Raw genomic sequence first — 16,840 nt, 5'->3', positions numbered from 1 at the left:
CACGCCGTCCGCAGGGTCGCCGGTCGGCGAGGCCCTGCGTCGTCAGGGAGCGCCTCCGCCATGGCGGTGAGGGCCGTCCGCCGGACGGGGGCCGACAGCCGGTCGGCCGACTTCCCGCGCCTCGTCGGCACCGTCAGCGGGTCGCCCGGCCGGGGCCGCCCTCCTCCTGCGGCTCCGTCCGTGCCTGGACGATGCGTTCGAAGAAGAACTCGTGCTTGAGGAAGGAGACGTCGCACTCATGGCCCGGGTAGGGAGGGATCAGCTGGGCGGCCTGGATCAGCCGCCAGCCGTCCCACAGCGCCGCCAGCCCGGTCTCGTACGGCGGTTCGTCGCTGTCGCCCGTCGTGGGTGAGGTGCGGCCGGTGCCGTCGTACAGCGACCAGCCGACGACGTGGGAGTCCAGGGCGGAGTTGGCCAGGTACCGCACCCGCACCTGCTGGTGCGGCGCCCGGGCGGCCGGCTCGGAGGACCGGGCGGGGGGGGGCATCGGTTCCGTCGTCATGCCGTGCCCTCCTGCGGGCGGTTGGAGACCCGGGTCGCCCAGTGGTCGATGTCGAAGCCGTCGTCGCCGGTGAGCGTCCGCCACCACAGGATGCGGTTGTACCGCTCCAGGCGGCCCGTCGCCGGCTCGTACCAGGGGAACGTCACGTCCAGTTCGCGCGTCACCTGCGGATCGTCCAGATCCGAGGTGTCCCACAGGCGTCGCTGACAGACCGTCGGGTTGAAGCGGATCTTGAACATGTAGCGGACGGTGTCGCTGTCGTTGCGTCTGCCCGCATGCCAGAGCCCGTGGTGCAGAAACACCACTGTCCCGGCCGGGCAGACCAGCCGGTCCTGGCCACGCAGGTCCTGGTAGCGGCCGGTGTCGGACTCGTTGATCCGGCGCAGATGGCTGCCCGGCACACTGAGGGTGCCGCCCATCTCCAGCGTCACCGCCTGCGGGTAGTACATCAACTGCACGTCGAACGCGTCCGGCCTGACGTCGATGACGGCGTCCCCGTGCAGCGGCTGCGCGTCCCCGCCCCCGGGCTCGCGGACGTGGACGAAGTGGTGGTCCCCCGTCGGCCGCGGACCCACCAGGCTGTGCAGAGCCCCCGCCACCTTCGCAATCTCCAGCAGCCGACGGACGAACGAACCCCTGGCGTACGCCTCGGACAGCGGTGTCCCGAACGGCACCTGCGGCACACCCTCCGCCAGCGCCCGCAGGCCCTCGGCGTTCAGCTCCGCCGGGACGACCGCGTCCAGCCGCAACGATCCACGCGCCACGAACCGCGCCATCAGGACCGAGCCGAGCAGTTCCCGACTGTTCTCCATGACGGCCACGCCAGGGGCGCGGGCGGCGCTCCGCGTGGGCCGCGTTCACCCTCTACTGGTCGATTCTCACCCCGACTTGAAGGCGAGGCCGAGGGCCGACGTCCTGGTGCGGGTCGACGGACGCCCGTGGTGGAAAACCTGCCCATGCACACGGTCCTCGCCCACCTCGACGAGCCCCCCGCGCTGGCCGCCGTGGGCGTCGGTGCGCACGGCCCCGCCGGCCGGGTGGACGAGTTCCTGCTGCCGGACCTGTGGCAGTTCCACCTCTACGGCTACGACGCCGACCTGACGGTGAACAGCGCGCCGCACTCGATCCGTCCCGGCCGGGTCAGCCTCGTTCCGCCCGGGACGCAGGTCCGCTACCGCTACCGGGGCCGCTCCGAGCACCTGTACGTCCACCTGCGCCTGGGTTCGGCCTGCGCACCTACGAGCGTCCCGGTGATCCAGGACACGGGACCCGAACGCTCCCTGCTCACCGCGCAGTTGTGGCAGGCGCTCGCAACCTGGCCGCACACTCCGGCGCGGGCGGCGGCCGAGGTGTGGGCCGCCCTGTGGCGGGTCGCCCAACTGGCCGCGCCGAGCACGCGCGGTCCGCAGGCCGCCCATCCCGCGGTGGTGGCGGCGGTGGCGTTGATCGAGGCCCGGCTGGCCGAGCCGCTGACGGTGCCCGAGATCGCCAGGGGGCGGCGGGCGTCTCGCACAACCACCTGACCCGGCTGTTCCGCGCCACCACCGGGGAGACGGTCGTCGGTTACATCCGTGCCCGGCGGATGGAACGGCGCGCCACTTCCTGCGGGCCACGACGCTGTCCATCCCCGCCGTCGCGGCCTCTGTAGGCATTCCCGATCTGCAGGCGTTCAACAAGGCCTGCCGCCGCGAACTCGGGGCCGCCCCGCGCACCGTCCGCGCCGCCCAGACCGTCGTGCGGAATCCCTGAGCCGGGAGAGAAACACAATGCTGTCCCGCCAGAAACTTTCTCACGGGCTCATTCCGGCAGACGGCGTCCCTTCGGCCCGTTCCAGGCGACACCCCCTCCGGCCCGTTCCGGCAGGCGGCACCCCCTCCGGCTCATTCGAGGCGGATCACGGCGGCCGTGCCGGGAGACACGTCGAGCCCGCCGTCGGGGACCGGGCGGTCCGTCAGCAGTTCGTGCCCGGGCGTCCGTACGTGCCAGGGCTCACTGCCGTGATGGAGCAGGAACAACCAGCCCCGGCCGTCGTCGGCGCGGCGCAGGACCGCCTCGGCGCCGGCCGGCATGCCGGGCAGGACAGGGCGCACCCCGGCGTCGGCGAGGGTCCGGCGCAGCAGCCCGGCGTAGCCGTCGTCGTCGAGCCGGGTGGAGAGGTACCACGCGGTGCCGTCGCCGTGGGTGTGCCGGGTGATCGCGGGGCGTCCGTCCGGGAACGCGGCGACGGTCTCGGCGCCCCGGGTGTCGAGGTACTCGCTCCAGGACGTTCCCGTCGTGCCGTCGGAGAGCGTGAGGGCGGCCCCGGCGGGCAGCGGCCGGTACTCCTCGACGCGGATCCCGAGGGCGTCGCGCAGCGGCGCCGCGGGGTAGCCGCCCAGACGCGCCTGGTGGTGCTCGTCGACGACGCCGCTGAAGTACTGCACCACGAGCGTGCCGCCGGCGGCGGCGTAGCGGCGGAGGTTCTCCGCGGCGCGCGCCGAGAGCACGTACAGGGCGGGTGCGACGACGACCCGATACCCCGTCAGATCGGCCTCCGGATGGGCGAAGTCGACGGTGACCCCGGCCTCCCACAGGGTTCGGTGGGCGCGCCGCAGCGTCTGCCAGTAGTCGAGCTCGCCCGAGGGCAGGCCCTGGCCGTCCAGCCCCCACCAGGCGTCGGAGTCGTGCAGGACGGCCACCTCGGCGGTGACCCGGGAACCGGCCACCTCGCCGAGACGGGCCACGGCCTCGCCGGTGGTCACGGCCTCGCGGAAGATCCGGGAGTCCGGTCCGGCGTGCGGGACCAGGGCGGAGTGCCAGATCTCGGCTCCGGCCCGGGACTGGCGCCACTGGAAGAACAGCACGCCGTCGGAGCCGTGGGCCAGGTGCTGGAGGGAGTGGCGCAGCATGTCCCCCGGTTCCTTGGGCAGGATCCGGTCGCCCGCGTAGACGGTGGAGGCGCCCTGCTCGACGAGCAGCCAGGGCCTGCCGCCGCCGAAGGAGCGGGCCCGGTCGCCGCCGAACGCGATGTCCGCGGCGGCGCCCAGGCCGGGGGCGTCCGGGTAGTGGTCGATGCCGACGATGTCCACCTCACGGCCCCAGGCCCACAGGTCGAGGTGCTGGTAGCCGGGCACCATCAGGTTGGTGATGACCGGGCGGTCGCTGTGGGCTCGGATCGCGTCGCGCTGCTCCCGGTACGCTGCCAGCGCCTCGTCCGACCAGTAGCGGCGGAAGTCCAGCACGTGGGCCGGGTTGTGGTGCCACTGGGTGGCGCGCGGGGGCAGGATCTCCTCCCACCGTGCGTACCGCTGGCTCCAGAAGGCGGTCCCCCAGGCCTCGTTGAGGGCGTCGAGTCCGGCGTAGCGGCGCCCCAGCCAGCGCCGGAACCCGGCGGCGGCATGGTCGCAGAAGCAGACCGTGGCGTACTCGTTGTGGACGTGCCACAGCGCCACCGCCGGGTGGGCGCCGTACCGCTCGGCCAGGGCGGAGGCGATGCGCCGGGCCGCTTCTCGGTAGGCGGGGGCGGCCAGGCAGTAGGTGTCCCGGCTGCCGTGGACGAGCCGGGTCCCCTCGGGCGTGACGGGGAGCGCGTCGGGGTGGGCCAGGGTGAACCACGGCGGGGGTGACGCGGTGGGGGTGGCGAGGTCCACGGCGATCCCGCCCGTGTGCAGGCGCTCCACGTGTTCGTCCAGCCAGCCGAACTCGTAGCGGCCCTCCTCCGGTTCGAGCAGGGCCCAGGTGAACACGCCGACGGTGGCCAGGTTGACCCGGGCCCGGCGCATGAGCAGGTCGTCCTCCTTCCACACGTCCGCGTCCCACTGCTCCGGGTTGTAGTCCCCGCCGAAGGCGAGACCGCCCAGGCGCGCGCCGAGGCGTCGTCCCGTCATGGCTGCTCCTCTCTGCGGCCGCACCCCCTGCCGGCCGTCGAAGCGCTTCGACATCGTCGGGAGGTTAAGGGCGGCCTCAAAGGCCGCGCAAGAGCCTGAGAGAGAAAACCGAAAGCTCGAATGAGCCATGGTTTCCAAGAAACTTTCTCTTGACCCGGCTGCAGGCCCGTGCCAGCGTCGAAGGGCTTCACCACGTCTGCGAGGCAGCGGATCCTGCCGGGCCGCCTCCGCCCCGAGCCCGTACGCGAGACGGAGGACAGGCATCGCCCGCGGACCCGCTCGGGGCGGCGTTCAGCCGCCGGCACCGTCCGACCCCGTATCCGACCACTCTCACCTGTCCAGGAGGGCCTGACACCATGCCGACGCACCTCGCAGCCGCCACCAACCCGGTGATCCCGGGCTTCCATCCCGACCCGAGCGTCTGCCGTGTCGGCGAGGACTACTACCTCGCCTGCTCCAGCTTCGAGTACTTCCCCGCCGTCCCGGTCTTCCACAGCCGCGACCTGGTGAACTGGACTCAGATCGGGAACGTGGTGGACCGGCCCGGCTCACTGGACCTGCCCGCGGACACCCCCTGCTCGGGCGGCGTCTACGCTCCCACGCTGCGCCACCACGACGGCCGGTTCTGGCTCGCCGTCACCAACGTCGCCCCCGGCGGCGGCAGCGTGCTGTTCACCGCCGCCGACCCGGCCGGGCCCTGGTCCGACCCGGTTCCGCTGCCCGGCGTCACCACCATCGACCCCGACCTCGCCTGGGACGAGGACGGCACCTGCTGGTGCACGTTCGCCGGGATCCAGCAGATCCGCATCGATCCCCACACCGGTGAGGCCCTCGACGAGCCGTACCCGCTGTGGTCGGGCACCCCGGGCGCCGCCGCACCCGAGGGGCCACACCTGTACCGGATCGGCGGGTACTGGTACCTGATGATCTCGGAGGGCGGCACCGAACGCGGCCACGCCGTGTCCATCGCCCGCGGCCCCTCCCCCGCCGGCCCGTTCGAGCCCTGCCCGGCCAACCCGATCCTCACCCACCGCAGCACCAGCCGACCCGTGCAGAACACCGGCCACGCCGACCTCGTCCAGGCGCCGGACGGGACCTGGTGGATGCTGTTGCTCGGCGTGCGACCGCAGGGCGGCACCCCGGGCTGGCACGTCCTGGGCCGCGAGACCTTCCTCGCCCCGGTCTCCTGGGAGGACGGCTGGCCGGTGGTCGGCGAGATCGGCCCGGAACTCCCGCCGCTCCCCTGGCCCGTGGCCCCCGGCCGGGTCGAAGACGAGCGCGACGACTTCGAGCCGGGCGAACTGCGGCCGCACTGGCTCTCGTTGCGTGAGCGTCCGGCGGAGCTGGTCACCACCAAGGAACGCGACGGCTGGCTGACCCTGCGCTCCCAGGGCGGGTCCCTGGACGCACCGGACGCGGTACTCCTCGGCCGCCGGCAGCAGCATCTCGCCTTCCGGGCACGGACTCTGCTCGATCCGGCCGAAGGGCGCGGCGGCCTGACCGTCCGCCTGGACGAGCGTCATCACTACAGCGTCGAGGCCGACCCCGAAGGGCACGTCCAGGTGATCGCCCGGATCGGTCCGCTGCGCAGCGTGGCCGCCGAACTCACCATGGACGGCGGGCCGTTGGTGCTCACGGTGCGCACCGGACCGGCTCCCGCGCCGCACGACTCGCGCACCGGCCCCGACTCGCTGGTCTTCGGCGTCGAGACCGCCGACGGCGCCGTCAAGGAACTGGCCTCGCTGGACGGCCGCTACCTCTCCACCGAGGTGGCGGGCGGCTTCACCGGGCGCGTGGTCGGCCTGTACGCCGCGTCCGGCGCGGTCCACTTCGACTGGTTCGAGTACACGCCCCTGCCCGGGTGAGGCCCGGGGCCCCGCACCCACTCACCTCGGTCCGCCGCCGCGGCACGCTTCGCACGCGTCGCGGCGGAACCCCCACCCGCACGTCCGAAGGGACAGTACGTTGGACGAGGGACAACGCATCACGCGGAACGGACGCCCTCACCTCTTCCGGCTCGGCCGCCGTCTCCGCTCCGCGGTCGGCCTGCTGCTCATACCGGCCGCCGCGTTACAACTGGCCTGGGGCGGTACCGCGGTCGCCGCACCCGGGCCCGCCGTGCCACGGGCGAGCGACGCCACGGCCGCGGTCGCCGCCATGCAGCCCAGCTGGAATCTGGGCAACACGGTCACCGGCTCCGCATCCTGAGCCGACCCGCCGCGACCCGCGTCCACCGAGGACGCGGCGGGTCTCGCGAAGAAAGGCTCCGCTCACGGCGAGTGCCGCGAGCGGAGCCTTGACGCCGTGCCGGGGCACGAGCGCCGTACTAGAGCACGCGAGTGCCCCGTTGTGCCTGCGTCATGAGCGGCGCGCGCGTCCGGCCAGGAAGACCGCTCCGGCTCCGACGGCGACCACCACGGCGGCGCCTCCCGCGATCAGACCGACCGGGGCGCTGGAGCCGGTCTCCGCCAGCGGCGGGGCGCTGTCGCTGGGCGTCGGCTCCGGCGTGGTGGGCGGAGTCGTCAGCGGAGGAACGTCCGGGTTCGTGGGAGGGGTCGTGGAGGTGCTGGGAGTGGTCGGCGGGGCCGTCGTCTCAGCGGGGGGCTGGTCCCCGGCGGGAGCGGTGGGGGTGGCCGGAGACGTGGGCGTCGGCTGCGTCGGAGTCGGGGAGGGCTTCTCCGGTGTGCTGGGCTTGCACGGCTTGTCGCCGCCGTTCCACGCCGCTATGAGGTGGTTGGGGGTGACGACGCCTTCGGGCTCGTAGGGCGCGGGGCCGTGCCCTTCGCCCGTCCCGCCGTCGTAGGTGACGTCGTCGCCGTACAGGTCGATCTGGCCGTAGCAGTCGGGCGTCTTGACGTTCAGCTTCTGCCAGGTTCGCTTGTCGTCCCCGCCGTCGGCGACGTCCGCGGCGGTGAGGTAGACCGTGGCCTTGTCGACCAGGGTCTGACGACCGGAGGTGCTCCAGTTGGGCCCTTCGGTGGTGTATTCGGCGAGGGAGACGGGGTACTTGCAGCCGTCCCCGACCTTCTGGCCGGGAGCGAGCCGGACTTCGACGGTTCCGGGAGCGGTCTTCCAGAGGTAGAGCCCACCCTGGGAGGTCCAGTCCGCGCCGACGACGTTCCCGTCGGCGCCGACGATGCGGTACTGCACCGTGGCGGAGTCGCACGCGCCGGACGTCGTGGCGCTTGCCGTGCCGGCCGCGAGCAGGGGTACGGCGGTGGCGGCAGCCGCGACGAAGGCCGTGGCGGCCAAAGCGGACAGACTTCTGAGTTGTTGCGAACGCGACAAGTTGAGCCTCTACGGAAGTGAAGATGTGGGAGGTGGTAGAGCGCGAGCGGGCACAGGGACGGAACGGACCGAAGGCGTGCGCGACCAGAGCACTCGCGTCACTTCGCTCACTTCAGGCGCGGCGAAGTGAGCTGATTCTTGTCGCCTTTCACAACCCCCGTCAATCCTCAAGGGTTTGCCGGGCATCTCGCCGAGGTGAGCGGTGGCGGGCGCCCGCCGGAACCGGGGGTCGTGGGCGGGGCTCGCGTGCGGTTCGACGCGCACGGCGAAGTCGGCGTGCCGGCCGCCCGTCGAGACAACCGGCGGGTACGGCCTCGGGCGGTCCGCCCGGTCCGTCGAGCGGAAGCGTGCCGTCGCAGCGCCCCTCAGAGCGCGGCCGCCTCGGTCACCCCCGGCTGCTCGAACTGCGTGCGGTACAGCTCCGCGTACCGGCCGCCGGCCGCCAGGAGTTCCTCGTGCGTGCCGCGTTCGACGATCCGGCCGGACTCGACGACGAGGATGAGGTCCGCGGCGCGCACGGTGGACAGGCGGTGGGCGATGACGACCGCGGTGCGCTCGGCGAGAGCCTCGGCGAGGGCCTCCTGGACGGCTGCCTCCGAGGTGTTGTCGAGGTGGGCCGTGGCCTCGTCGAGGATGACGACACGCTGGCGGGCCAGCAGCAGCCGGGCGATGGTCATGCGCTGGCGTTCGCCGCCGGAGAGCCGGTAGCCGCGCTCGCCGACCACCGTGTCGAGGCCGTCGGGCAGGGAGCGGACGAGGTCGTCGAGGCGGGCGCGGCGCAGGGCGTCCCACAGTTCGCCCTCGTCGGCCGTGGGCGAGGCGAGCAGGAGGTTCGCGCGGACGGTGTCGTGGAAGAGGTGGCCGTCCTGGGTGACCATGCCGAGGGTGGCCCGCAGGGAGGTCGCGCTCAGCTCGCGCACGTCGACCCCTCCGATGCGGACGGCGCCCTCGTCGACGTCGTACAGCCGTGGCAGGAGCTGGGCGATGGTCGACTTGCCGGCGCCGGAGGAGCCGACGAGGGCGACGGTCTGGCCGGGGTCGGCGCGGAAGGAGACGCCGTGCAGGACCTCTTCGCCGCCGCGGGTGTCGAGGGCGGCGACCTCCTCCAGGGAGGCGAGGGAGACCTTGTCGGCGGCGGGGTAGCCGAAGCGGACGTCGTCGAACTCGACGGACACCGGCCCCTCGGGCACCTCACGGGCGTCCGGCTTCTCCTCGATGAGCGGCTTCAGGTCGAGCACCTCGAACACCCGCTCGAAGCTGACCAGGGCGCTCATCACCTCCACCCGGGCTCCGGCGAGGGCGGTGAGCGGGGCGTAGAGACGGGTCAGGAGCAGGGCGAGGGCGACGACGGCGCCCGGTTCCAGCGTGCCGTCGAGGGCGAGGCGGCCGCCGAGTCCGTAGACGAGGGCGAGGGCCAGGGCGGAGACCAGGGTCAGGGCGGTGATGAAGACCGACTGGGCGGTGGCCGTACGGACGCCGATGTCCCGGACGCGGGCGGCCCTGGCCGCGAACTCCGCCGACTCCTCCTCGGGGCGGCCGAACAGCTTGACCAGGGTGGCGCCGGGCGCGGAGAAGCGCTCGGTCATCCGGGTGCCCATCGCCGCGTTGAGGGCGGCCGCCTCCCGCTGCATGCCCGCCATCCGGCTGCCCATGCGCCGCGCCGGGATCACGAAGACCGGCAGCAGGACGAGCGCGAGCAGCGTCACCTGCCAGGACAGGGTGAGCATGACGGCGAGGGTGAGCACCAGGGTGACCAGGTTGGAGACCACTCCGGAGAGCGTGTTGCTGAAGGCGCGCTGCGCGCCGATCACGTCGTTGTTGAGTCGGGAGACCAGCGCCCCCGTACGGGTACGTGTGAAGAACGCGACCGGCATCCGCTGCACATGATCGAACACAGCCGTGCGCAGATCGAGGATGAGCCCTTCCCCGAGCGTCGCCGAGAGCCTCCTGCCCAGGATGCCGAGCGCCGCCTCCAGCACCGCGATGCCCGCGATGAGCAGTGCCAGCCGGACGACGGTGTCCGCGTCGCCGTGCGACACGATCGCGTCGACGACCCGCCCCGCGAGCACGGGGGTGGCGACCGCGAGCAGCGCGGTCAGCATCCCCAGCATGACGAACAGCGCTATGCGCCGACGGTGCGGGCGGGCGAAGGCGCCGATGCGGCGCAGCGTGACCGGATCGAACGGGCGGCGTTCCTGTTGGGCGTGCATGACGCTGTACAGCTGCGTCATGGCCGTGACATCCATGCTCATGGAAGCGACCGTAGAACCTCGACCTTCCTTGAGGTCAAGCTTCTCCCGTCCTCCCTCCTCACGAAGGCCTCGAACGCGAAGGACCCGATGACAGTACGTAATGTTCCGTCCCCGCTGCCGCAACCCGCAGTTGGCGCCGTGCGGACAGCCTCTTCGAGTGTGACGACGGTTTCGCTCCCTCCGGCCGGGCCGGCCCGGCGACTGCCGGTGCGCCAGGTCCTGTGTCTGCTGCCGCTGCTGCTCGTCACCGTGGTCGCGGTGCGCCACCGGTCCGTCCTCGCCGAGGGGCTCGCGCAGTTGCGGCGGGCCGAGTGGCCCTGGCTGCTGGCCGCGGTGGCGGCGACCTGCCTCACGTGGGTCGCGGCGGCCGTGACCCGGCAGGGCGCGGTCGTGGAGCGGCTGCCCGGCCGCCGGCTGCTGGCGACGCAGTTCGCGGCGGGCGCGGCCAACCACCTGCTGCCGACGGGTCTCGGCGCGAGCGCGGTCAACCTGCGGTTCATGGCGGTGTGCGGGGTGCCGCTGGCCCGCTCCTCGGCGGCCCTCGCGCTGTATCTGCTGGCGGAGGGCGCGGCCCGGGTGGGCCTGCTCGCCGTGCTGCTGCTCGCCTTCCCCGACGCGCTGCGCGTCGGCTCCCTGCTGCCCGACGGGGCGCTCGGCCCGCTTCTGGTCGCCCTCGCGGCGGTCGCGCTGGCGGCGGCGGCCACGCTCGCCCTCGTACGGCGGCTGCGGTCGGCGGTCTGTTCCTTCCTGCGCACCGCGCTCGGCGAGGCACGCTCGGTGCACTGCCGTCCGGCCCGGGCGCTGGCCCTGTGGGGCGGCTCCCTGGCGTTCCCCCTGCTTCAGGCCGCCGGTCTGGCCGCGGTGGGGCGGGCGTTGGGGCTGCCGGTGCCGGTGGCGCACATGGCGGTCGCCTACCTGGCGGCCACGGCGGCGGTCGCGCTGGTGCCGACGCCGGGCGGGATCGGCTCGGTCGAGGCCGCACTGGTGGTGGCGCTGGTGGCGGCGGGCGGCCCGGTGGCGGTCGCCACGGCCGTGGTCCTCGGCTACCGCATCATCACCGTGTGGCTGCCGCTGGTACCGGGCGCGTTGACGCTCGGGGCGCTGGTGCGGATGAAGGTCATCTGAGCCGGCCCGGCCACCCTTGCCCCGCGCCGCGGCCGGATCCTCGAGTACGAACTCCCGTGCCGGATGCGGCAGGATGAGCGGTCGTGCCTCTTCTGCGAGCAGGACGGGCACGACCGCACTCCCGGAACCGAGCAGGTGACATCGTGACGAGACTTCGCATCCGGCCGTCTGCGGCCCCGTCGGCCGCACATCGACTTCCCGGAGGTGACCGGTGAACCGCACCCTGACCCTGGACGACAGCGTCATCGCCGGGATCGCCCTGGCCACCGGCCTGTTGACCGCCTTCCTGTCGCGCACCCTGCTGCGCTGGCTGGCGAAGCACGCCAAGCGCACGAAGTGGAGCGGCGACGACGTCATGGTGGACGCGCTGCGCACCGTGGTGCCGTGGGCCGCGATCGTCGGCGGCGCGGCGGCCGCGGCCGCGGTGCTGCCGCTGACGAAGGCCGTCCAGCACACCGTCAACCAGTGCCTGACGGTGCTGCTGATCTTCGTGGTGACCGTGTCGGCGGCGCGGGTCGTCGCCGGGCTCGTGCAGTCGGTGACCTCGTCGCGGTCCGGCGTCGCCGGATCGGCCACGATCTTCGTGAACATCACCCGGATCCTGGTCCTGGCGATCGGCTTCCTGGTCGTGCTGCAGACGCTGGGCATCTCCATAGCGCCGCTGCTCACCGCCCTGGGCGTGGGCGGTCTGGCCGTCGCGCTCGCGCTTCAGGACACGCTGGCGAACCTCTTCGCGGGCATCCACATCCTCGCCTCCAAGACCGTCCAGCGCGGCGACTACATCAAGCTGAGCAGCGGCGAGGAGGGCTACGTCGAGGACATCAACTGGCGTCAGACGACCGTGCGCGCGCTGTCCAACAACCTGGTCGTCATCCCCAACGGGGAGCTCGCGAAGACGAACATGACCAACTACATGCGTCCCGAGCAGCAGTTGACGATCCTGGTCCAGGTGGGCGTGGCCTACGACAGCGACCTGGAGCACGTGGAGCGGGTGACCACGGAGGTCATCGCGGAGGTCATGACGGGTGTCGAGGGCGCCCTGCCGGACCATGAACCCGCCATCCGCTTCCACACCTTCGGCGACTCGCGGATCGGCTTCACGGTGATCCTGGGCGTCGGCGAGTTCAGCGACCAGTACCGGATCAAGCACGAGTTCATCAAGCGCCTGCACCGCCGCTACCGCGAGGAGGGCATCCGGATCCCGGCGCCCGCCCGCACGGTGGCTTTGCAGCAGGGCGCGGTCGTCATCCCGCAGCAGCGCACGGGCGACGGGGTCGTGCAGGGCGAGCGGCCCGCCCTGCACGACTGACGGCGGCCGCTCGGCTCAGAGTGTGGCCGAGTTGTCGTGCCGGCGCGCGCCCGTCTGCCGGCGCGGGGCGGCGAGGGCGGGCGTCACCGGGGTGACGGTCCAGTCCGGATGGCCCGGCATCCTCGGGGTCGTCGTGCCGTACAGCCAGTCCCGCAGGAAGCCGGACACGTCCTGTCCGGCGGTCTGCGAGGCGACGGCGATGTAGTCCTCGGTCGACGCCGAGGAGTTGCGGTGGCGGGCGAGGAAGGCCCGCTCGACCGCGTGGAAGGCGTCCTCGCCGATGAGCTGGCGCAGTGCGTACAGGACGAGGACGCCGCCCAGGTAGCGCTGGCTGTCGAAGAGGTCGGCCGCGGTCGGCGCGGCGACCGGGCCGGAGGTCCTGCGCCACTGGTCGCCGCGCGCGTAGGTGTCCTTCATCCGGGCCTCGAAGCTGGTCAGGCCCAGGGAGTCCGGCCAGCCCCGCTCGTAGCGGTACAGCAGCCCGTAGAAGTCGGCGTGGCCCTCGTTGAGCCACAGGTCGGCCCAGGTGGCGGGGCTGACGCTGTTGCCGAAGTAGGAGTGGACCAGCTCGTGCATCATGTGCGAGCCGATCTTCGGCTCCGGCTGGAGCAGGTAGTTCGGCTTGTAGAGGGTGAGGGTCTGGGTCTCCAGGCCGGTGAAGTCGAAGGCGTTCGGGTCGTCGGAGTTGCAGGGCAGCAGTCCGTACGTCTCGAAGGGGTACGCGCCGAGGCGTTCCTCGATCCACTCGACCAGGCCCGGGGTGAGCGCGAGGGCGGGCTCCAGGGCCTCGGCCCGCGCGGTCGGGACGACGTCGCGCAGCGGCAGCCCGTGCGGGCCCCGGCGCTGTTTGACGACGTAGTCGCCGACCGTGATCTGCACCAGCTCGGTGGCGATCGGCGAGCGCGAGCGGTAGGTGTACGCGGTCCGGTCGCCCGCCAGGTCCTCGGTGCACACCAGCGAGCCGCTCGCGACGGCGCGCAGCGTGGCGGGGACGGTGACGCGGACGGTGAGGTCGGCCTTGTCCGACGGGTGGTCGTTGCAGGGGAAGACGGTGTGCGCCGAGTCCGGCTGGGGACAGACCGCGAACCCGTCCGGCGTGGGCACCCAGGCGGTGTGCGCGAGTGAGCGGCGCGGGTCCGCCGTGTACGTCACGCGCACGGTCGCCCGGGCCCGGTCGGGCAGGATCCGGGCGGGCGTGATCCGCAGCTTCTCCTCCGCCTGCTCGAAGCCGGCCGGGCGGCCGTCGACGTGGACCGTGCGTATCTCCAGGCCGAGCGAGTCGAGCGAGAGGCGGCTGAGGGCCCGGGTGGTGCGCAGCTCCAGCGTCGCCGTGGCGTCGACGAGGGCGGTGCCGGCGTCGTAGGAGAGGTCGAGGTGGTAGGCGTCGATGCGGTAGCCGTCGTTGCCGAGGTTCGGGAAGACGGGGTCCCCGAGGGTCTCGGGGGCGGGGGCGTCCGGGGCGTCGTCGGTCCTTCCGGCCGCGTACGCCGTGTCTGCCCCGGCCAGAGCCGCTGCCGTGCCGATCAGGACGGCCGCCGAGGCCGTCACTCTGCTGCGATATCTCATGGTCCGCTCTCGCTCGGGCGGCCGGGTGATCAATCCGGCCGTCGGGTCAGGTCGACGATCTACCTGCCTGACCACGACTTCCGCCGATTCGGTTGCCCGGACGGACGCGGCGGCCGTCGCGACTGTGAGCGGACCCCTGTCGAGCCGACCCCGGGCACGAGATATCTTGATGTCGAGCAATGTTGCAGACGTGGAGCGGAGCACCCGGTGACTGACTCGACCATCATCTATACGCACACTGACGAGGCCCCGGCCCTGGCAACGTATTCCTTCCTGCCGGTGGTCCAGGCGTACGCCTCGCAGGCGGGTGTCGCCGTGGAGACGCGGGACATCTCGCTGGCCGGACGCATCATCGCCGTGTTCCCGGAGTACCTGACCGAGGACCAGCGGATCCCGGACGCGCTGACCGAGCTCGGCGAGCTGGCCAAGACGCCCGCGGCCAACATCATCAAGCTGCCGAACATCTCGGCGTCGATCCCGCAGCTCAAGGCCGCGGTCGCCGAGCTGCAGGCGCAGGGCTACGCGCTGCCGGCCTACCCGGACGACCCGAAGACCGACGAGGAGCGGGACATCCAGGCCCGCTACGACAAGGTCAAGGGCTCCGCCGTGAACCCGGTCCTGCGCGAGGGCAACTCCGACCGCCGCGCCCCCGCGTCGGTCAAGAACTACGCCAAGACCCACCCGCACCGCATGGGCGCCTGGTCCCCGGACTCCAAGACCAACGTCGCCACCATGGGCGAGAACGACTTCCGCTCCACCGAGAAGTCGGCCGTGATCTCCGAGGCGGGCTCGCTGCGCATCGAGCTCGTCGCCGCGGACGGCGCCACCACCGTCCTGCGCGAGTCCGTACCGGTCCAGAAGGACGAGGTCGTCGACGCCTCCGTGCTGCACGTGGCGGCGCTGCGGCAGTTCCTCACCGCGCAGATCGCCCGCGCCAAGGCCGAGGGCGTCCTGTTCTCGGTGCACCTCAAGGCCACGATGATGAAGGTCTCCGACCCGATCATCTTCGGTCACGTGGTCCGCGCGTTCTTCCCGAAGACCTTCGAGCAGTACGGCGCGACGCTGGCCGCGGCCGGTCTCTCCCCCAACGACGGTCTCGGCGGCATCCTCAAGGGCCTGGAGGGCCTCCCCGAGGGCGACGCGATCAAGGCGTCCTTCGAGGCCGAGCTCGCCGAGGGCCCGGCCCTGGCGATGGTCGACTCCGACAAGGGCATCACCAACCTGCACGTGCCGTCCGACGTCATCGTGGACGCCTCGATGCCGGCCATGATCCGCACCTCCGGCCACATGTGGGGCCCGGACGGCCAGGAGGCCGACACCCTCGCCGTCCTGCCGGACTCCTCCTACTCCGGCGTCTACCAGGCCGTGGTCGAGGACTGCCGCGCCCACGGCGCCTACGACCCGTCGACGATGGGCTCCGTCCCGAACGTCGGTCTGATGGCGCAGAAGGCCGAGGAGTACGGCTCCCACGACAAGACCTTCGAGATCAAGGCCGCCGGCACGGTCCGCCTGGTCGACCAGGCCGGCAACGTGGTCATCGAGCAGGAGGTCGCCGAGGGCGACATCTTCCGCGCCTGCCAGACCAAGGACGCGCCGATCCGCGACTGGGTCAAGCTGGCCGTCACCCGCGCCCGCGCCACCGGCGACCCGGCCGTGTTCTGGCTGGACGAGACCCGTGCGCACGACGCGCAGCTGATCACCAAGATCAACGCCTACCTGCCGGAGCACGACACCGAGGGCCTGGACATCCGCATCCTCGCCCCGGTCGAGGCCACCAAGTTCTCGGTGGAGCGCATCCGGCGCGGCGAGAACACCATCTCGGTGACCGGCAACGTCCTGCGCGACTACCTCACCGACCTCTTCCCCATCCTGGAGCTGGGCACCAGCGCCAAGATGCTGTCGGTCGTCCCGCTGATGGCGGGCGGCGGCCTGTTCGAGACGGGCGCCGGCGGCTCCGCCCCGAAGCACGTCCAGCAGCTGGTCAAGGAGAACTACCTGCGCTGGGACTCGCTGGGCGAGTTCTTCGCCCTGGTGCCGTCCTTCGAGCAGCTCGCCACGGCCACCGGCAACTCCCGCGCCAAGGTCCTCGCCGACACCCTGGACCGCGCGACGGCGACCTTCCTCAACGAGGACAAGTCCCCGACCCGTCGCGTCGGCGGCATCGACAACCGCGGCAGCCACTTCTACCTGTCGCTGTACTGGGCGCAGGAGCTGGCCCGGCAGACCGACGACGCCGAGCTGGCGAAGGCCTTCGCCCCGCTCGCCGAGACGCTCGCCACGAACGAGCAGACCATCGTCGGCGAGCTGATCGCCGCCCAGGGCAAGCCGGCCGACATCGGCGGCTACTACCAGCCCGACCCGGCCAAGGCGGCGGCGGTCATGCGCCCGTCGGCCACCTGGAACGAGGCCCTCGCCTCCCTGAGCTGACGCGGGCGGCCGCGAGCCGCTCCCCCGTCGTGACCGCGCCCCGACCGGCATCGCCCGGCCGGGGCGCGGCGCGTGTCACGGCACCCCGCTCGGCCGGACGCTCACCAGTCCCGGGTGGCGATGAGCTCCTCCACGTCCGCGTCCTCGAAGCCGTAGGCCCGGGCGACGAACAGGAAGTCCGCGGCTATCTCCTCGCGGGCCACCGTCTCGATGTCGCTGTCTGCCTCCCAGAAGGCGTCCTGCAGGGCGTTGAACTCCTCGGCGGCGGCCTGGGTGAGGAGGTACAGCGCGTCGAGACCGGCGGGCCGCTCGGCCTCGACGCGCTCGCACAGGCGCAGCAGGATCTCCCTGCCCCGATCCACCAGGTGATCCGGGAAATAGCCGTCCACGTACAGCGCCTTCAGGAACGCGTGCCCTGTCACCTGCTCGTTCGTCGCCGTCATGCCGCTTCCCCGCCCTGTTCCCCGTCGTGCTGTGATGGCATCTCCGATCATGCACCACGCCA

The 16,840-nt window shown here is 72.4% G+C and carries 12 protein-coding genes and 1 pseudogene; 6 read left to right on the top strand and 7 right to left on the bottom strand.

The window, feature by feature from the left end; all coding sequences use genetic code 11:
- Positions 1-133 precede the first annotated feature (133 nt).
- Positions 134-487, bottom strand: a complete 354-nt coding sequence (locus ACZ7DE_RS09165) for a hypothetical protein (RefSeq protein WP_470760061.1) — start codon at positions 485-487, stop codon at positions 134-136.
- 11 nt (positions 488-498) lie between these two features.
- Positions 499-1,314, bottom strand: coding sequence for a phytanoyl-CoA dioxygenase family protein (locus ACZ7DE_RS09160; RefSeq protein ID WP_470759103.1), 816 nt, complete (start codon positions 1,312-1,314; stop codon positions 499-501).
- 144 nt (positions 1,315-1,458) lie between these two features.
- On the opposite strand from ACZ7DE_RS09160, the pseudogene ACZ7DE_RS09155 reads away from it, so the two are divergent.
- Positions 1,459-2,251, top strand: a pseudogene (locus tag ACZ7DE_RS09155) (helix-turn-helix transcriptional regulator).
- 131 nt (positions 2,252-2,382) lie between these two features.
- On the opposite strand, the gene ACZ7DE_RS09150 reads toward ACZ7DE_RS09155, so the two are convergent.
- Entirely contained in the window at positions 2,383-4,368 is a 1,986-nt protein-coding gene (locus ACZ7DE_RS09150) for a beta-galactosidase (RefSeq protein WP_470759102.1), read from the bottom strand.
- Positions 4,369-4,724: 356 nt separating this feature from the next.
- Here ACZ7DE_RS09150 and ACZ7DE_RS09145 point away from each other — a divergent pair, with 356 nt between their 5' ends.
- Positions 4,725-6,233 (top strand): glycoside hydrolase family 43 protein, encoded by a 1,509-nt coding sequence (locus ACZ7DE_RS09145; protein WP_470759101.1) that lies wholly within the window; start codon positions 4,725-4,727, stop codon positions 6,231-6,233.
- A gap of 100 nt (positions 6,234-6,333) precedes the next feature.
- Entirely contained in the window at positions 6,334-6,576 is a 243-nt protein-coding gene (locus ACZ7DE_RS09140; RefSeq protein ID WP_470759100.1) for a hypothetical protein, read from the top strand.
- Positions 6,577-6,726: 150 nt separating this feature from the next.
- Here the strand turns inward: ACZ7DE_RS09140 and ACZ7DE_RS09135 are convergent, their stop codons facing one another.
- On the bottom strand, positions 6,727-7,620 hold the full coding sequence (locus tag ACZ7DE_RS09135) for a hypothetical protein (protein WP_470759099.1): 894 nt from the start codon (positions 7,618-7,620) through the stop codon (positions 6,727-6,729).
- A gap of 401 nt (positions 7,621-8,021) precedes the next feature.
- Positions 8,022-9,908 (bottom strand): ABC transporter ATP-binding protein, encoded by a 1,887-nt coding sequence (locus tag ACZ7DE_RS09130; RefSeq protein WP_470759098.1) that lies wholly within the window; start codon positions 9,906-9,908, stop codon positions 8,022-8,024.
- Positions 9,909-10,067: 159 nt separating this feature from the next.
- Here ACZ7DE_RS09130 and ACZ7DE_RS09125 point away from each other — a divergent pair, with 159 nt between their 5' ends.
- Positions 10,068-11,033 carry a lysylphosphatidylglycerol synthase transmembrane domain-containing protein gene (locus ACZ7DE_RS09125; protein WP_470759097.1) on the top strand — a complete coding sequence of 322 codons (966 nt, stop codon included), beginning with the start codon at positions 10,068-10,070 and terminating at the stop codon, positions 11,031-11,033.
- A 211-nt stretch (positions 11,034-11,244) separates the two neighbouring features.
- A complete protein-coding gene (locus ACZ7DE_RS09120; RefSeq protein ID WP_470759096.1) occupies positions 11,245-12,342 on the top strand; it encodes a mechanosensitive ion channel family protein in 1,098 nt (365 codons plus the stop codon).
- Positions 12,343-12,357: 15 nt separating this feature from the next.
- Here the strand turns inward: ACZ7DE_RS09120 and ACZ7DE_RS09115 are convergent, their stop codons facing one another.
- Complete coding sequence (locus ACZ7DE_RS09115) at positions 12,358-13,908, bottom strand: M1 family metallopeptidase (RefSeq protein WP_470759095.1); 1,551 nt, start codon at positions 13,906-13,908, stop codon at positions 12,358-12,360.
- Between the two features lie 207 nt (positions 13,909-14,115).
- Between ACZ7DE_RS09115 and ACZ7DE_RS09110 the strand changes: the two genes are divergently transcribed.
- Positions 14,116-16,335, top strand: coding sequence for an NADP-dependent isocitrate dehydrogenase (locus tag ACZ7DE_RS09110; protein WP_470759094.1), 2,220 nt, complete (start codon positions 14,116-14,118; stop codon positions 16,333-16,335).
- Between the two features lie 101 nt (positions 16,336-16,436).
- Here ACZ7DE_RS09110 and ACZ7DE_RS09105 read toward each other — a convergent pair whose 3' ends face one another.
- Entirely contained in the window at positions 16,437-16,778 is a 342-nt protein-coding gene (locus tag ACZ7DE_RS09105; protein WP_470759093.1) for a DUF5713 family protein, read from the bottom strand.
- Positions 16,779-16,840: the final 62 nt, after the last annotated feature.

This window comes from Streptomyces sp. NPDC037083 (genome assembly GCF_055606485.1).
Note: the sequence above shows the minus strand (reverse complement) of the source record. Positions and strands in the feature narration are given on the sequence as shown.

Coding starts and splice junctions, on each gene's coding strand:
- ACZ7DE_RS09165 (WP_470760061.1), bottom strand. CDS start 487: ATGCCCCCCCCCGCCCGGTCCTCCGAGCCGGCCGCCCGGGCGCCGCAC.
- ACZ7DE_RS09160 (WP_470759103.1), bottom strand. CDS start 1,314: ATGGAGAACAGTCGGGAACTGCTCGGCTCGGTCCTGATGGCGCGGTTC.
- ACZ7DE_RS09150 (WP_470759102.1), bottom strand. CDS start 4,368: ATGACGGGACGACGCCTCGGCGCGCGCCTGGGCGGTCTCGCCTTCGGC.
- ACZ7DE_RS09145 (WP_470759101.1), top strand. CDS start 4,725: ATGCCGACGCACCTCGCAGCCGCCACCAACCCGGTGATCCCGGGCTTC.
- ACZ7DE_RS09130 (WP_470759098.1), bottom strand. CDS start 9,908: ATGAGCATGGATGTCACGGCCATGACGCAGCTGTACAGCGTCATGCAC.
- ACZ7DE_RS09115 (WP_470759095.1), bottom strand. CDS start 13,908: ATGAGATATCGCAGCAGAGTGACGGCCTCGGCGGCCGTCCTGATCGGC.
- ACZ7DE_RS09105 (WP_470759093.1), bottom strand. CDS start 16,778: ATGACGGCGACGAACGAGCAGGTGACAGGGCACGCGTTCCTGAAGGCG.